Source organism: Thermococcus argininiproducens (assembly GCF_023746595.1).
GTDB classification, from domain to species: Archaea; Methanobacteriota_B; Thermococci; order Thermococcales; family Thermococcaceae; genus Thermococcus_A; species Thermococcus_A argininiproducens.
The window spans coordinates 854,881-871,675 of the sequence record NZ_CP080572.1; the positions used below are offsets into that span (position 1 = coordinate 854,881).

At 39.8% G+C, this 16,795-nt stretch carries 10 protein-coding genes; 2 read left to right on the forward strand and 8 right to left on the reverse strand.

Annotated features, from left to right (window positions below; translation table 11 throughout):
* Positions 1 to 205: 205 nt before the first annotated feature.
* The 4 genes from K1720_RS04450 to K1720_RS04465 all read right to left on the reverse strand — a co-directional run bounded on the left by K1720_RS04450 (position 206) and on the right by K1720_RS04465 (position 4,689).
* Positions 206 to 1,510, reverse strand: coding sequence for an RNA-guided endonuclease InsQ/TnpB family protein (locus K1720_RS04450; protein WP_251950243.1), 1,305 nt, complete (start codon positions 1,508 to 1,510; stop codon positions 206 to 208).
* Positions 1,511 to 1,818: 308 nt separating this feature from the next.
* On the reverse strand, positions 1,819 to 2,007 hold the full coding sequence (locus K1720_RS04455) for a DUF998 domain-containing protein (RefSeq protein ID WP_251950245.1): 189 nt from the start codon (positions 2,005 to 2,007) through the stop codon (positions 1,819 to 1,821).
* A gap of 69 nt (positions 2,008 to 2,076) precedes the next feature.
* Positions 2,077 to 3,405 carry a CoA-disulfide reductase gene (cdr, locus tag K1720_RS04460; protein WP_251950527.1) on the reverse strand — a complete coding sequence of 443 codons (1,329 nt, stop codon included), beginning with the start codon at positions 3,403 to 3,405 and terminating at the stop codon, positions 2,077 to 2,079.
* Between the two features lie 117 nt (positions 3,406 to 3,522).
* On the reverse strand, positions 3,523 to 4,689 hold the full coding sequence (locus K1720_RS04465) for a 60S ribosomal export protein NMD3 (protein ID WP_251950247.1): 1,167 nt from the start codon (positions 4,687 to 4,689) through the stop codon (positions 3,523 to 3,525).
* A 350-nt stretch (positions 4,690 to 5,039) separates the two neighbouring features.
* On the opposite strand from K1720_RS04465, the gene K1720_RS04470 reads away from it, so the two are divergent.
* The gene (locus K1720_RS04470) at positions 5,040 to 5,717 is read left to right on the forward strand and encodes a hypothetical protein (protein ID WP_251950248.1); all 678 of its coding nucleotides are present in this window, start codon (positions 5,040 to 5,042) and stop codon (positions 5,715 to 5,717) included.
* Here K1720_RS04470 and K1720_RS04475 read toward each other — a convergent pair.
* The 4 genes from K1720_RS04475 to K1720_RS04490 all read right to left on the reverse strand — a co-directional run bounded on the left by K1720_RS04475 (position 5,712) and on the right by K1720_RS04490 (position 14,212).
* The gene (locus K1720_RS04475; protein WP_251950250.1) at positions 5,712 to 6,011 is read right to left on the reverse strand and encodes a DUF424 domain-containing protein; all 300 of its coding nucleotides are present in this window, start codon (positions 6,009 to 6,011) and stop codon (positions 5,712 to 5,714) included. The two genes, K1720_RS04470 and K1720_RS04475, sit on opposite strands and share 6 nt — an antisense overlap.
* Before the next feature lie 129 nt (positions 6,012 to 6,140).
* Entirely contained in the window at positions 6,141 to 11,780 is a 5,640-nt protein-coding gene (locus tag K1720_RS04480; protein WP_251950252.1) for a S8 family serine peptidase, read from the reverse strand.
* Between the two features lie 218 nt (positions 11,781 to 11,998).
* Positions 11,999 to 13,141, reverse strand: a complete 1,143-nt coding sequence (locus tag K1720_RS04485) for a M20 metallopeptidase family protein (protein ID WP_251950254.1) — start codon at positions 13,139 to 13,141, stop codon at positions 11,999 to 12,001.
* A 36-nt stretch (positions 13,142 to 13,177) separates the two neighbouring features.
* Positions 13,178 to 14,212 (reverse strand): oligosaccharide repeat unit polymerase family protein, encoded by a 1,035-nt coding sequence (locus tag K1720_RS04490; protein ID WP_251950256.1) that lies wholly within the window; start codon positions 14,210 to 14,212, stop codon positions 13,178 to 13,180.
* A 57-nt stretch (positions 14,213 to 14,269) separates the two neighbouring features.
* On the opposite strand from K1720_RS04490, the gene K1720_RS04495 reads away from it, so the two are divergent.
* Complete coding sequence (locus K1720_RS04495) at positions 14,270 to 16,705, forward strand: DUF6798 domain-containing protein (protein ID WP_251950258.1); 2,436 nt, start codon at positions 14,270 to 14,272, stop codon at positions 16,703 to 16,705.
* The last annotated feature ends 90 nt before the right edge of the window (positions 16,706 to 16,795 follow it).

Sequence of the window (16,795 nt, forward strand, 5' to 3'; positions counted from 1 at the left end):
TTGAAAACGGTTTATTGCATCAATATAGAAGGGAAATGTTGCAAATATCGACACAAGCTCTGGAATGGCCGCTCCCTTGGGCATATCATACCTGAGATGGAGAATCCATGCGATGATAGATATTCCTAAAGCTGGCAGGGGAAGATAGCTCTTGAAATAGGCTGCCTGACCTCCTCCCGCCGTGAGTAGCGAGGATTCCGACGAGTTAACTCCTCGCCAATGACGGGAAGGTTTGAGGGGCTTCACTAAAGCCCACCTTAATGGGGCTTTTCAGCCCCTCGGGGACGGTCTTGCCCCCGTTACCCCTCCTCTGAGCATAAAGAGCGCTCAGACTCGGGGTTATCTTTTCAGCAACCTTCTTTAAAATGTTAAACGCTCCGACCAAGTCAGCGTTCATAACAAGCCCCTCCGCGGGACACTTAAACAAACCGCGAACAAAACGGGCCCCTTCATGGGGCTTCCCACAGAAGGGGCAAGTTTGAGAAGTAAAAGCCTCATCAACAACCACAACACTAATATCGTACTCTTCAGCAACTTCCTTAAGTCGTTTAATGACGTAATTAAAACGCCAAACGTGAGAAAGCATGAAATTCTGCTTTTTGCCCTTCTCAGAATTCCTTGCAATGCCTTTAGGATAACCAACCACAATTCTACTAACGCCTAATTGGTAAAGTTTCTCGACAGTTTGCCTTATTAAAGTGTTAATGTAGTGTCTCGCTTGGAGTTTTGCTTTTTCATGCATTCTCTTTAATTTTCTGCTTCTTTTGCCCCCGCTCTTGTTGAGTTTTGACTGGTACTCCGCTATTTTTTTCTGCCAGTAGAAAGCAATACTTTTTAGTGGTTTGCCATTAACTAAGAATGATTCGCCATTTTCAAGGTAAACGGCCATTAAGTTATTCACTCCCAAGTCAATTCCGGCTGTTAAATTGCTTAACGGTTTTCTTGGGAGTTTAACCCAACCATTTCCATCCAATCTTTCCTCAACTTTTGAAATGGTGACGTGAGCATACCACTTCCCCTTAACAGGATTGTAAATTAATTCTAACCTCCCTTGCTTGCCCTTCAAGTGAATCCTACCCTTGAATTGAACTTCCAACCGTTTAAATTTTCCAAGGCCTTTCAAAATCAGTTTGTTGTCTTCAATTTTATATTGAGTGTTCCTGAGGATTATGAGTGGTTTTTCCTTCCTTTTATAGCCTGGCGGTTTTGGCTTGAGCCACTTTGGCAATTCCTTACTCTTCTTCATCCTAATTTGCGAGAAGAAATCCCTCCAGGCTTCAGCATTTTTTCTTGCTATTTGTTGGACTGTTGCAGAGCCGATTTCACGCTTGTACTTTTCGTAAACGATTTTCTCAGTCTTGTTAAAATCCACTAGCTCGTGATTAAAAAAGAGTTGTCTCCTGAGGTAATTTACTTCATTCCAAACTTTCGCACTAATGCTGGCTAATTTGAGGAGTACTTTTTCTTGGGCTTTTGAGGGTTGAAGTTTTAGTGTTACTGTCCTTTTCATATCAAATTATAGTATGATTTTTAGGCTTTAAAAAAGTAACGCTTTCCAGCTCAAAAGCTTGTTTTAAAATTACTGCATCCACGCCCTGAAGGGCGAGGCTTTCGGAAGAAAAATGTAAGCGATTAGGAATATTGCTAATGAAAGGAAAAACGCTATAGAAACTTCTATGTGGAGCTTTCCATAGATCTCGTCAAAGACGGCTACTAGTATTAACGTAAAGCCGGTTAGAAATCCAACAGCGGAGAGAAGTTTGCTAAACTGATAAATGCACAGTGCTGAAACGTATATGATAAGGGCTCCTCCGAGGCCTAGTCCAAAATTGAATATGGAGCTACAGGGCTCATTATGGCATGTCCAAGGTCGCTTAGTGCATTGTTTGTTATGCTAAACCATCCAGAGAGCATTATTGCTATTGCTATTGAAAGTAGAGGGACAGCCACAGAGAGATACGCAATATACAGACAAAGTTTTTCCTCTTTTGAGCAAATTTTTTCCATATATATCTCCAATTAAGAATGAGACTCTAACTACATAAACCTTTTTTATACGAATTTAAAAGTAAAAAATCAGAACTTCAAAACTCTCGCCAGAATCACCAATGGATCCCATACTGGAGCAAATGGTGGTGCGTAGGCCAAATCAGCAAAGAACAAGTCCTTGGTGGTAAATCCTGCCTGTAATGCAACAGCAAAGGCATCTACTCTTGGAAGGATCTCTGCACCAACTGCTTGAAGTCCTAAAAGCTTTCCGCTCTCTTTGTCTGCTATTGCCTTAAGCCAGATTTTCTTTCCTCCAGGATAGTAATGGGGCTTTGTTCTTGCTTCTATGAAGGCAGTTTTTACATCATAACCCTCTTTTAAGGCCTCCTGCTCTGTAAGCCCGGTCTTTCCAATCTCTAAATCCATGAACTTTGTTATCGCCGTGCCTAAAACTCCGGGGAATGTTATATCAACACCAGCTATGTTGCTTCCAGCTATATAGCCCATCTTGTTGCCCGGTGGAGCTAATGGAACCCAAACCCTTTTTCCTGTGATCAGATGCTTTGTCTCAGCAACATCTCCGGCTGCGTAAACATTTTCTACACTCGTTTGCATCCTTTCATTAGTCCATATTGCTCCGGTCTCTCCTATTTTGACTCCTAACTGTTGAGCTAGCTCGATGTTAGGCTTTATACCCGTAGCAATGATAACTAAGTCTGCTTTATACTCACTAGCATCTGTAATAACTTTCTCTACTCTCTCTTTTCCTTCGATTCTAAGTGTTTGCTCTCCAAGACGTAGGTTAATGTGTTCCCTAAGCTTTTGCTCAACGATGTCAGTAACCTCTTTGTCAAAGGTCTTTCTCAGTACTCGTTCACTCCTTCCAATTAGAGTTACATTCTTTCCTTGAACAACAAAGGCTTCTGCCATCTCCAGAGCGATATACCCAGTCCCAATAACGACAACATTTCTAACATCAGTTTTTTCCATGTAGTTCCTTATCGCTACAGCATCGGGAGGTAGATCTGCTGTGAAAACTCCTTTGAGACTAATCCCTTCTATATTTAGCTTCTGAGGGGAGGCACCATTTGCAAAGACTAAGTAGTCCCATTCGTAGCTTTTTTCTTTATCTTTTTCACGAACCCTGATCTTGCCTTGTTCCACTTCAACAACCTCTGCATTCAAATGGAGGTCAATCCCTCTCTTCTTAATGAAAAACTCTGGTGGATAGTGCATCAATTTTTCTTTGGGTGAAATGCCCTCTACCACGTAAGGAATGCCACATGGTGCATGGCTTACCCATTCTGTGGCTTCAAAAACTTTTACATCCCAATCGGGTTTTAATCTCTTCACTCGTGAGGCGGTACTCATCCCTGCTGCGCCGGCACCTATGATAACTATGCGCTTCATTTTCATCACCAAAGAAAGGTTGTAAACCTGAGGTTAAAAAGATTAGTGAAGAAATGTATCACTGGAAAACTCTTAATAAGTCTGGGGACTACGTCTTATTGAGCGGTAAGAAAAATAGGGAGATTAGTCTGTTTTCTTTTTCTCTTCTACATAATACCTTCCTTTGACCTTAATAAGCTTATAAACTTTGCCTTCTTCTATTTTGACTTTGGGTTTTTCGATTTCAAAAGTTTCATAGCTCTGCATATCCATAAGGTGCACTTCTCTTGGTGTTAGACTTGTCACCATTGCTTCAATTTCCTCATGGTCTATTGTGTCAATTTCATCTCTTTTTGCGCTTTTCCAATCTTTATGTTCATTCTCATGAGTATAGAGGTTTTTCAGGGAGAGGCCCTTTCCAGTGACCTCTTCAACTTTGTACACATTTCCCTTTTTATCTCCGACGATATCTCCCCTTCTGAATTTTGGAAGCCTTATACTGACACTTGTCCTATAAACTTCTTTACTTGTCACTCTATCTTGTCCTATTAGTTGATATGCCTCACTTATATTTCCACCGTATTTATCCCGTATAAACTGGGCAAGCTTCCTTGCAGCTGAAGTGGATCCCATATAGAAATCTATACCCTCTTCTTTTTCCACAGTATCTTGGATAAAGCCCATTCTGTCGCGTTTCATAATCTCATCAACTTTCTCTTCAACGAGCTTTGAGATTTTGTCTCGCTCTTCTTTTGTAAGCTTCCTATCTTCTGCTCTAACTTGTAAAATCGCCTCAAAGTAGCCTCCCAAGAACTTTTGACATCTTGGGCATACAGTTTGCCTCACATAGACTATTACTTTCTTTTTCTCGTGGTGGAGTTCTCGCTGGAGCTCGTGAATTCTGGCCTTGATCTCTACCTCATATGTTATTATAGCTGGAAAATACTCTATGTGCCAATCGATTGGTTCAAAGCTCACATACGCTTCTCCTGTAAATAAATCTCCAATCTCTTCAAGTTCCTCTTTTGGGACTATTTTTATCTCTTTTATTCTTTCATCAACTGAAAGATTTTCCACAAGCGCATTATCTGAAACTTCGAAGATGAGATCCTCCAGCTTATAGGTTTTTGGATCAACCCATGTTCCCCTAACCTTATAGCTCCCACAGTTTTGGCAGAGTTCTGTGTTTATTTCATCCTCTACAAGGAGAACAGGGTTCTCTTTCCTAAAGCAAACCTGACAAAGTCCATCTATTAGAGGACCTCCTTCACTCTCGCTTATTCCACATCTGTAGCAGAATCTCTCACTCATTTTTCTCACCACTACACTCTGCTTACCGCTTAATAAAAACTTAACCTTTGCTCTATAGTGAACTACCCCGCCCTGAGAGCCGGGGCTTTGTGAGAGTTCATTCGGCGTTCCGTTGCCGGTAGTCTCACTCTCACCGGCCGGTTCACGCGGCCACTACCGACTATCCTCCCAACGGAGGAATCGCCGGCTACTTTTCAAATTGTTGAAGCACTTATTACTATCAGCAAGAGTATTAAAACTTTTCGGTGCTTGCTTTTAGAGTGTTTTCATCCCCTCCCTCTCGGAAGGAGTCTTCACTAAAAGATAAAAAACTTTTAAAGAGTTTTTGGCGTAACTCATGAAAGGGTACCATGAACAGAAAATTACTTGTGGTATTTGCTATAATTGTTCTAGGTTCTACACTTCTTTTCTATCACTATTATCTGTCTTTGAGTCCTTCACATAATAGTTCTACCTCATGGGAGGAGTACAAGTATTATATTGATGAAATTCCTCCGAGAAAAAGTGTCTCTCTCTTGAGACTGCCTCCTCTAAACTATAAACGGATAATGAGTTATACGATAGAAACATTAGAGGCTAACCAGGGTATTTCATGCGCTGAGGGAGAATTTATTGAAGTCCAGTTTAAAAATAACACAGAATCAGAATTTGTTTGTCTTAGTGGTATATTTGGGAGAATTGTGGATGTTCCTATTGAAGAGCTTTGGAATCTTCCACAGAATTCTACAGTTTATTATTCTCCTTTGGTAATTGTACGGACACCTCCGCCAATTGAGATTAATGGGACAGAATACGTAATTGGAGTTAGTGCTTTGTACTACTGTGATCCAGCTAGAAAAGAGAGGAGAACCTGGGAAATGGCATTTTACTATCCTACAATTAACAAAATTTTGCGGTTCGCAATCCCTGTTAATTCATCTATTATCGGAGAATTTAAGGGAAGAGAAGTGGTTTATGTTCTGGATGTTGCAGATATTGAAAATGATACTCTTGTCGCTGAGTATTCTCCCTATTGCATTTCCTCATAACAACTTTGCCATCTGGGCGTGAGGAACACCTTGAATATGGAGAACTCTCTTTTCGTCAATATAGCCAAGCTCAATTGCTTTTTTGACACATCTTTCTCCAGTCAAGTTGGCAATGGTGGCTTCTTCCAGAAATCTAGCAAGTTCTTCTGGATCCTTGAGTTCTCCTTTGTAGAACCTCTCCTTTACCTCTAATTTTAGCTCTCCCTCTGTGAAGGTTTTTCCTAAGAGCTCTTCATCGCAAGCTGCAACAAGAATTTCTCCTTGGACACGGTATACTTTAACGTAGATTTTCATAGTATCACGAGCATAAAGGGAAAAGGAAGTTTAAAAAGTTAATCACTGGGCGGACTAATTCCCTCTAAGATCTAAAGTGGCCAAATAGAATAGGTGAATAATTAAAAGATAATAAAAGATTAAAAGATTTTAAGAGCTTTCTATCTCACGTATGGCTTCTTCAAGGAGTTTTATGGCGTTTCTTATGTTTAAGTATGCGTTCCTTAAAGGTATTATTAATCTCATGTCTCCTAGGTATGGAGGTATGCGATAGTCACTCATTTCTATTGCGGAGTTGTAGTATTCAGCAGCGGTTTGGTTAAGTGCTAATGCTTGTTGTAGTGTTTCATTGCTAACTCCCAGTTCTAGGGCCTCCTTATAGAGCTTGTTAAACTTGAATATTTGTACCCGATAGGAGAGGTAATAGAAGTAGTTTAATTGGAGTATACGTTCTTGTCCTGTGAGTGGATATAACACTAGGATTTGTGTTCTATTGGCAGGGGAGGTTATCTGGACTTGTACCTTAAGGGCCCTTGTTTCTGGTAGTTCTATGAGGGTTCTTGATAGTTCCTTTCCTCCAGTGATTCTTATGTAGTATCCTGGTCTGTCTTTAGGAATGTCAATGAATACTGTTACTATAGCACCGTTTTCGCCTTCTACAGTTGTTCTTACTTTCTTTCCACCAGCAGTATTTATCTGGGTTATCTCTGCGACTCCTATACTCTCACTGAATAGTGCCTTTCTGCTCGTGAGTTCTTGTCCAAATGTATCCTCTTCATAAGCTTGAGCATAAACTAGTTTTTCGTTATTCTCCATGTTTATGTCTTGAGGAGCATTTACAGTGAACTTGTACTCATGTAGCAGAGCATCTCCCACGGGGATAGTAAAGGTTACATTGTATATTTCTCCTGGGGCAATGGTTGCTATTGATACTTGAATGTCAGTTGGAATATTGTCTCTTATGAGCATTACCTCGACATCTGTAGCATTGCTGAGTCCTTCATTTGTCACGTAGATAGTTACATTGTAAATCCCATCTACGTATGGTACACCACTAGTTTCAATTCCTGCGATTTTGACATCATAGGGCGAAGGTGTTAACACAACTGGTACTTGGAAGAGAAGTGGATTCTTGTTTGTTCCGATGAGTATTATACCGTTAAGTGGCAATGTAGCATTCATATGGTCATCTGTTAGATTATAAGCAGCAGTTATGGTATAGGTTCCATTAGATTCTGTGATATTCTTGATCTGAAGCTCTGTTCCATCTATTGTTGTAATCTTCAAGTCGTAAGTAGCACTTCCCGGAGCGGGATTAGACCATGAGTAAACTTCGATAACGTATTGACCAGGATTGGGGAAGTTAAGTGTGACCGTTTCATCTGAAGTCGCGGTTGTTGAGCTTCCTACTTCGATGAGAGTACCACTGGCGTTGTAGTATACATAAAGATCCAAGTCAAGGCCTACGAGATCGTCCCAGATACTATTGAGTTCTACATCAAGAATTGGTGAGGTAGTTACATTTACAGTATAATAGTGGGAGTCTCCAGTAGATGGTGCTATTACGTTACTGTAAGCCATTGGAGTACTAAATCCAAAAGCTGTCGCTGTAATATTTCCGGCCCATGCTGGGAGTTCAACCATGAATGTATTTTGTCCAGTTTGTGAGTCGAGAGTCTCTACCCATCTCTCGGGATATATTTTAGCAAGACCTACCTTTCCGAAGAATGTCTCATAGTTCTTAGTGCCGTTGAGGAGTACATTGTGTAACAATATGGCATTTAGTCCATTGATGGCTTTTGCTCCTATTAGCTCTTCCGTATCTCCACTGGTAGTTTGGTATAGGAATAATCCAGCACTGACATAGCCATCATCACTTCTGCCTATTTCTTTTAGCGTATATGGGCCAAAGGTGTCTGGATATGTTGTGCTCCACTCATCTACAACAGGCCCGAGTAGATGTAGGTTTATGTCTGTCATTTCATTTTCCCAGTCCAAATCAACTAGTACATAGCTTCCTTCTTCACTTTCTGGAATATTGAAGTGGAAGACTCTCCAATCTCCGCTTTCGTATCTCCATCCCCAATCGAAGAATCCGTATACATTGCTGTTATCATAGAGGCCACTGGCAGTAGTATTGCCTCCAAATTCAAAGTTAGCAGTGGGTGAAGCTACAGCTACGCTTATGGGGATAGTGGTCTCTTCTCCGTTATATTTGAGATAAATGGCTCCTCCATAGACTCCATATGATGTGTTCTCTGGAACTGTTACTGTTGCTTCAAACGTTACACTTCCATTAGCGGGTACTGTTAAGGAATTGGTTTCTAAGCTTATCCAGTCCCAAGGCACTCGTTTATAGAATTCTAGTTTGAGTTTTGCCGGGTATGTATCGGTTTTTCCATAATAATACCATAGGTCTCTAACTTGGATCCACATTTCATCATGGAACTTCGTGAGGGGATCTCCTAGGGAGGCTGATACCGAATTACCTTCATTTAACCCTTGTGTGAGTAAGTTTAGAGTAGAGGTATTGCCGACGTATGTAACATCCCATACCCTGAACCATGGATATGCATCAGAGGAATAATCTCCATTACTGTCAAAGTATTTGTATTCTGTGTATAGAGTAATTTTCATTAGATCAGTTCCATTTGGTATGTACTGATCCACTCTATAATATGCCCATGAGTTTCCTATAACATCCAACTCTACCTCTCCGATCTTTTCAAATCTCTCAGCTGAAATTTCAATGGTTTTAGGTTCGGTGGAATTCATATTTCTAACTTCAAATGTCTTTGAAACGCTTTCTCCGGGATAGATAACATTTGCAAATGCTGGATAGTCTGTGTGGCCGGCCTGCCATTTAGTTGGAGAAACTAAGATTCCATCTAATTCCATGGCGGCTTGAACTGCTTTGTATGCGTTCAAGAATCCAGCTCCTTGACTGAATACATCATGATTGACATTCTTTGCTGTACTCATTAGTATTTCTTTTACCTCTTGAGCGGTTGGCCACCTTCCATGGCTTTCATAGAAAGCTTCGTAAACTAAAGCTGCGATACCAGCAGCCATTGGCGTAGCTAAGCTTGTTCCGCTCCATAAGTCACTAGACCAGTATCCATCTCCTACGTAATTAACAGGTAGGCTTCCAAGAGCATATGCGCCTACAGCCAGCACATCTGGTTTTACTCTACCTAATGCACTGGGTCCTCTGTCTGAGAACCATACAACATCTCCATAGTTGGCTAATTCAAAGCCCCATGGACCATCGTCATAACCAAATAATGCTCTATAACCAAACTCCACCGCTCCACCTACACCTATTACTCCGGGGGATGAGGCATACCTATGGTTGGTACCATATCCTGGTCCTCCATTACCCATAGCAAACAAGAACACTGTGTTTGGAGCATACATTTCGGTCATGTAATAGAGGAATCTCTCATACCAGCTGAATCCTTTTTGGGTATCAGAGGATACGGAATAGCTGTTGCTTGCTACAAGGGCCTCATCTCCTGTACCAACTATTCCATCATACCCCTCAACTGCGAAGTAAAGGTAATCTAACCAACTACCCCCTTGGTACAATGAACCTTCTGCAATTATCTTTGCTCCAATTGCGTTACCAAATGTTAATCCTAGGAAAGTTCTACCTCTCGCACCCACAGCAGCAGCACAAAGTGTTCCGTGGTCTCCTCCTGCAATGTAAACGTTACCTATCATGAATGCTACAAGATCACCATTTCCAGGTATTCTGAGTGAAAGTCCCCATCTCTCAGCAACTTTGTCAGAATATGGTATTGGAGTTACTCCATCTGCTATGAAGTAGATTAATCCTCCTGACAGGTCTGCATATCCGTCTTGACCAAACCAATTATCGAAGGTGTCCCAGAAGTCTAATTGGATCACGGGATTATCCTTAGTGTGCCCACTATCTTTGTTAAAGTCAATAACTACTGAGGGAGCTAGGTCAACATATACGGTATCGTATGTTTGATTTGCATTTGGATCTGTTACGAGGACGAATCCTCCATACCAGTCATTCCAGAGCGCCATATCTGGGTGAAGCCCAAGTTTCATATTTCCGCTTTGTGTTGGAATGTTCAAGGTTTTGTCAAGAGGTAGTTTAATATCATAGTAGAAACCTCCAAGTTGAGGATCATATGCATAGACTGTATACCCAGTAAGGAGAACTGTTGCATTAGCATCTGGATAAAGGTAATCTGCATTTATATCAGTTGGGCTTTCCCATAGGCCTTGATAGATTTCTCCTCCATAATAGGCATCTCCTGTGTGGTCATATATGACAGTGGGTACTGGGTAGTCCTCTATGGCATCCAGAATGTGGAGGTAATTTACAGTGAAATTATACTTGATGGTTGTGTTATCTAAACCTCCATCAGATAAGTAGTCACCACTTATTAGCCAAAGTTTTCCTCCATTTTCGAGATACTGAGTAAGGTTCCCAATGTCGGCATTTGTGAGAGTGTTGTTGTAAGCAGCTCCTGTAAACCATATGATAAGGCTGTAATTACTTAATATTGTAACATTTGGTCCGTTAGCAGTCTCATTTGGAATTTCATAGTAGGTGTAATTAGCACCTAGAGAATCTAGGGCACTGACATAGAACAATTCTAGAAGATCTCCTCCATCATCATCCACAAGAAGAATATTACTCACGTTTCCAATCCACGTGAGAGTGTTGTTGATAAGTTGGGCTCTTTCACTATCATCTGGAACATTTGCTAAATCAAAGCTAGTGAAGACCGTAGTGTAGTTTCCTTTGTATCCAATTCCAAAGTATCCATATACAGGATATGGTTCAATTGGGTAGCTTGTGTTGGCATACCATGAGGATAGATATCCTGAGAATGTGGCAAAGTCTGCAAATGTATATCCAAAAAGCAGATAATTGATCATGGAGTTTCCGTCAAAAGCTATTGGCCACCCATAGTATGTAGAGTTCGGATTTGTATCAACTGCATAAGCATCCTGAAGATCAGGGTTTCCAAAATCGACACCACTATCTATTACTGCTACATTTACTCCTTCTCCAGTGATCCCTAGATCAAACCAGGTATTCCAAGAACCATGATGGTATATAGCGAAATAATCAGTAGGTTGTGATGGAGGTTTGACTTTGGCACTTGAGATAGCTAATTTGGCTTCTCCCCGATTTGCAGGACTGTTTTCTCTAAGCTTTCTGAGCTCTCCTGAGAGAATATCTTTGAAAGAAAGCACTTTCCCCTTATCTAAGCTTTCTTTTGGTCTCAATGTTTTAGCTCTTTCAGCGAATTTTGAGCGAGGTAGTTTCATGAATGTTAAAGAATTTTCTTCATTTTTATTGATTTCAATAGGTTCTACTGGGTTTATACGTGTGATTGCTTCTACTTCTGGAAGAGATGCGATCTTTCTTAATGTGGTTTTGCTATCTCTTTTTACTGGAATTTTTACGATGTAAATGTAATTATTTAGAACTTTTGTCTTTCCTAGAATTTCTGCACCGAGTATTTTAGAACTAATTTCTTCTGTTGTTATAATATGAAGTAGGATTATCTTTTGATTATTGAGTTCAAGAACTCCTTGTGTTTCTTTTCCATCTAGGATTTCAAGTAATTTAGGATCGATTTTTTCTGATGGGTCTATGAATGTCTCTTGGTTATTATTTGGGGAGGCGATTTTTGTTACTTTATATGAAATTTGAGGGGTCTTTGTAGAGCCTAAGGCAGTAGGAATTGCTGAAAGTACGATCAATATTACAATAAGAACACTCAATGTCCGTCTATCCATTTTCGTCCCTCCAGTAAAGTACTTCACCATCTCATTATGATGTACATCGATATAAGCATTTCGGCATTACGGTATAAATATGTCTTATGAACACCATGATTATTCTTTAATAACCAACAATGGTTGTTGAGATGTTAACAATAGAAAAAGAAATGGATTAGAAATTTTTCAATAAATAATCTAAATAAATGGAAAAATTTCAAAATTAAAAAATCGGACTAAAGTGTCTCAAAAGCCAGTCCAACCTCTAAAGCTGTTCCTAGGTGCAATATCTCCTCATCTACATCAAATTTTGGATGATGATGGGGATGGATTATTCCCTTTGCTTCGTTCTTTGTTCCAAGGAAAATAAAGGCTCCTGGTACTTTTTGTAAATAGAATGCAAAATCTTCAGCTCCCATTGTTTTTTTGGCCTCGACAACATTTAACCCCATTCTCTTGGCAATTGTTTTTACTAATTCTGCCATCTTAGGGTCATTTATTGTCGGTGGTCCTATTTCTTCAACTTTCAATTCATAAGAGGCCCCATATGCAGAGGTTAGTCCCTTTAGAACTTCGTTAATTCTTTTTTCAATGAGATCTTTGGTTTCTGTATTGAAAAATCGATAGGTTCCACTCATCTCAACTTCTCCGGAGATTATGTTAAATGCGTTTCCACCTTTTATAACTCCTACACTTATAACACCACTTTCTAATGGGTTTAGGTTTCTACTTATTATTGTTTGAAAGGCTAAAATTGCTTGGGCAGCTATTGGCATGGGATCAATAGTTTCGTGGGGTAAAGCACCATGTCCGCCTTTTCCAATAATCTTCACGTCAAATTTTCCAACCCCGGCCATGAGTGGTCCATCTCTAATTCCTATAACACCACTTGGAAGATTCCTCCATACATGAATGCCGAAAATAGCATTTACATTTTCTAGAGCACCGCCTTCAATCATTTTGAGTGCTCCATTACCTCCTTCTTCTGCCGGTTGGAATACTAATCTGACTTTATTAGGGAGTTCGTCCACATGTTGAGCTATTATTTTTGCTGTTCCGAGGAGCATTGCCGTATGTGCATCATGACCGCAAGCGTGCATTTTTCCTGGAATTCTGGACTTGTAAGGGACATCATTCTCCTCCTGAATCGGCAACGCATCCATATCAGCTCTTAATGCTATTGTTTTTGTTCCATTCCCAATTTCTGCTATTATTCCTGTTCCAACACGCTTAATTTTGTATCCCCATTCTTTCAAATGCTCTTCAACTATTTGAGAGGTTCGTTCCTCTTCATAACCAAGCTCGGGGTGCATGTGAAAATCTCTACGCCAGGCAATTATCTGCTCTTTAATTTTAAGGGCTTCTTCAAGGGGGTTCATAGTAAGCACCAGAATTAAGTAAATTAAAGGCCTATTTTAGCCTTTCGATGAGTATTTGTAGTAAACACCACCAAAAAGCAACAACACAGAGAGCAAAAACGCATCAATTCCACTTTCAAGGGCATAGATTAAAGTTGCTAAAACAACACTTGCAGTTGTTTTATTCTTTTCTGAGAACCTTAACAGGGTCCCAAGAAGATAAGCTTCTAATGCCCCGAAGATCCCAAAGTCTGCTATTGGCTGGCCAAAGAGAGAGTATGTGTATCTCCCATTAAGAGTGAACATAAATGCAATTCTCCATCTTGGATCGCTGTGAAGCAAAAGTTTTCCATGGAAAAATCCAAATGGAAGTGAAACTGAGACTATGTTGTGGAATACTAAGAAGGTAAAGCCCATTCTTGTTAAAAGACCCTCAAGGTTTCCGCTTAAATATATCACAAACAAGAATACAGGAAGGGCAATAAGAATTCTCTCAAAACTCAGCTTGTTATCGTAATAGTAAGGCAGAAAATAGAATAGAAATGCCAGAAGCATCAGAGACCTAAAAGTCCCAACAAAGAATAAGATTTCAAAGAGTACAAAGACTAATGTTTTGAGTTTCCAGTTTAATGTGCAGTATGTCAGAGAGATCCCTCCCAAAAATGCAAAAAGGACAAGTGGTTTGACAAGTTTGAATCTTAGTTCCCAATGGAAAAGGGGTATCCCTTCAATGGCATAGAGGGAAATTATGGAGAGAATCGAGCCTAAGAGCACAAATTTCGCATATTTCTCAAAAACATTGTGTTCTTTAGAAAGGAAGAACATGATTAAAACAGCAAGTTGTCCATAACCGGGAAGTGCAAAAGAGAGAATAAATAGCATGAGCCAGTATACTGATTTTGGTAGCTTTATTGGTTTTAAATATCCAAAAACGAGAACTCCAAAGAAGGCCAGTGAGATAAATATGGCAATGAGAATCTTGTGAAAAGGAAACTCGGCTGCATAAAGTTTTTCACTTAGAAAAGTGTTAGCATAAACCATTAAAAGTAGATGGGTAAAGAACGCAAGACTGAAAAGCTTTAGGGCCTTCATTGAACCACCAACTTTAATAAAGTGAAAAGGATATTAAAAGAGTTAGGGGTGAAAAAGATGAAAAGGTCCAAATTTGCATTGTTACTTATAACATCTTTCATTGTGAGACTGATTCCTCATAGAACTTTGTTACTTGCTGTTTATGATGAATATCTTCACAGAGATCTTACTTTGAGAATAGTAAACAACGGAATAGGTGTACTTTCAAAGGATGTGGGTTCTCTTTTAGGGCTTAAAGCCTATAGTTATCCTCCATTATTCCATGTAATAGGTGCGTTCATATATTCCATTTTCGAGACTGATTATGTCTTTTTCATCCTGCCAGCTATCTATGGGATTTTATCTCTAGTTGCATTTTATTATCTATCCAAGGAGATTTTAGAAGATGAGAAAAAGGCTTTTCTAGCAACTCTTTTAGTGGGTTTTGCTCCAAATTTTGTTTACAGGACAAGCCTCTACATTCCAGAAAATCTGGGAATATTGTTATTTGTAATTGGCTTATGGCTCTTAGTGCGGTTTTTTAAAACTGGAGAACCAAAGTATATAGCATCCTTAATAGTTTTACTACCTATTTACATGGTTACACACAGGGGATGGGTATTTTTTGTTGGTGTGGGAATTCTAATGGCATTTATATATTTCATTCCTTGGGTTAAGAAACATCTTCATTATTTAGTAGGGTTGGCCTTTATTGGTGTGTTACTTTACTATGCTCCTGTTAGTGGTGAGTTTATAAGAGGTCTCATCTCAAGAATGCCAAGGGAAGAGGTTACAGCTTTAGGATACCTCAAGTGGATTGGTATTATCCAACTAATCTTTGGAGTTCTAGCCACTAAAAGATACTTTGAAGGGGGGCCAATCAGGCAAGGGCTAGCTTTATGGGCTTGGTCTTTCATGATTTTTGGGAGTATTGCCTTTAGGTTTAGAGATCCCTATGCTTCGTTACCTCTATCAATAATGGCAGCAGAATTTTTGGTTGATGAAGTATTTCCACGAGTTCAATGGGCCTTGGAGAAAATAACCGCCGACATAAGTGGGTGGGGAGCAGGAGTATTTAGAAAACTACTATTAAACAAAAAAATTGTATCTCTTGCGATAGCTTTACTCTTCCTTGGCCCCGTTTTTCAAGGTGCATATTCAGCTTATGCTTATATAACCCCTCCGACAGTGAAAGACAAAGAGGCTTTTGAGTGGATAAAAGAGAACACACCGGAAGACGCAGTATTCTTAGTATGGTGGGACTTAGGATATTTATTAATTGGTAACACTCATAGAAAAGACGTGGTGATGTGGAAGAAAGTTTATCAGGGGTTTTTTGAGAAAGCTCCTGACCCTCAGGAGGCAAAGAAGGCATACGCAGATCATGTGGTGATGTTTAGTTCTACTCAGAAAGATAGAGTTTACACTCTAATGAAAGCATACAATGTGAGCTATGTGTATGTGGATAAATACAGAAGAGCTTACGGTCTTATAAAGTATGGGCTTATGGAGTATGCACCTTATGATACACACTTTAAGACGCTTTTTGTCAATGGAAACTCAGAGCTTTACGAGTTTGTTCCAAACCCTCCCTTGCTACCCCCTACTCAGGATAAAATATTATATTCTGGAGAGCATGAGAAGTTTGTGGAGTTCTTAGAGCGTTTTTGGACGGGTTATAACTATGCCGACTTTGATGATGGATATAAAGGTGATTACTTCCTTAATGCCAGAATAGCTAGGATTTATTCATACCTCTATCAAGAAACCGGAAACGAATGGTTTAAAGAGAGGTATGAATGGTTACTCAGATGGCTCGCGTATAAACAACTTGAAAACGGGGGGTTCCCAGAAGGGGTCCCGCCGAACGATTTTACTCTCTATACTGCGTTCACGATAGAGCCTCTTAAAGGATTATCCTTTGAAGGACAGGAAAAAACCATGTCCTATCTGAGAACGAGGATTCAAGAGGATTATATTATGACAACATCAAAAGATAAGAAGGGAGATTTATTTGCCGAAGCTCAGATGTTGCCTATTCTCTATGAGTATGGATTATTCAACAAGACTGTTTTGGATAATATAATAACAAAGATCTTGGATGAACAAAGAAGCGATGGGAGCTGGAAAAAGAGCTTGGGAGGTACAATAGTTACGGCATTTGGCTTGGCTAGATATTACCAACTTAGTGGAGATGAGAGAGTTTTGCCAGCAATTAAAAAGGCAGCAGAATGGATTAGAGAGCAGCAGGAGGATAATGGTAGATTTAAAGGCGAAAAAGGTTATGGTTATTCAAGAGCCACCTATGCAAATGTTCTTTTTGTTTATCACATTGCAGGGATGGAACGTGAAAAAGAGCAAATGCTTGAGATCATCAAAACCACTTATGATCTTAATAAAGAACCGAGACCATTGCAGAGCACATTGGATATCTTTCGGGCTTTAGAGTACATATATGGCATTAGGGGTGCTATCGATTTAGTTGAAGGGATGATCTCTTCCCAATCTTTTTGATATTCTTTTTCTTTTGGTCGTTTTGAAGAGTATTTTATGGACTCAAAAGCCATTTTTGGACAGTTAATTTTAAATAGGCTCTCTCTATAT

Bases quoted from the DNA above. Each gene is read 5' to 3' on its own strand.
- K1720_RS04475 (WP_251950250.1), bottom strand. From the start codon at position 6,011: ATGAAAATCTACGTTAAAGTATACCGTGTCCAAGGAGAAATTCTTGTT.
- K1720_RS04480 (WP_251950252.1), bottom strand. From the start codon at position 11,780: ATGGATAGACGGACATTGAGTGTTCTTATTGTAATATTGATCGTACTT.
- K1720_RS04450 (WP_251950243.1), bottom strand. From the start codon at position 1,510: ATGAAAAGGACAGTAACACTAAAACTTCAACCCTCAAAAGCCCAAGAA.
- K1720_RS04495 (WP_251950258.1), top strand. From the start codon at position 14,270: ATGAAAAGGTCCAAATTTGCATTGTTACTTATAACATCTTTCATTGTG.
- cdr (WP_251950527.1), bottom strand. From the start codon at position 3,405: ATGAAAATGAAGCGCATAGTTATCATAGGTGCCGGCGCAGCAGGGATG.
- K1720_RS04485 (WP_251950254.1), bottom strand. From the start codon at position 13,141: ATGAACCCCCTTGAAGAAGCCCTTAAAATTAAAGAGCAGATAATTGCC.
- K1720_RS04490 (WP_251950256.1), bottom strand. From the start codon at position 14,212: ATGAAGGCCCTAAAGCTTTTCAGTCTTGCGTTCTTTACCCATCTACTT.
- K1720_RS04465 (WP_251950247.1), bottom strand. From the start codon at position 4,689: ATGAGTGAGAGATTCTGCTACAGATGTGGAATAAGCGAGAGTGAAGGA.
- K1720_RS04455 (WP_251950245.1), bottom strand. From the start codon at position 2,007: ATGGAAAAAATTTGCTCAAAAGAGGAAAAACTTTGTCTGTATATTGCG.
- K1720_RS04470 (WP_251950248.1), top strand. From the start codon at position 5,040: ATGAACAGAAAATTACTTGTGGTATTTGCTATAATTGTTCTAGGTTCT.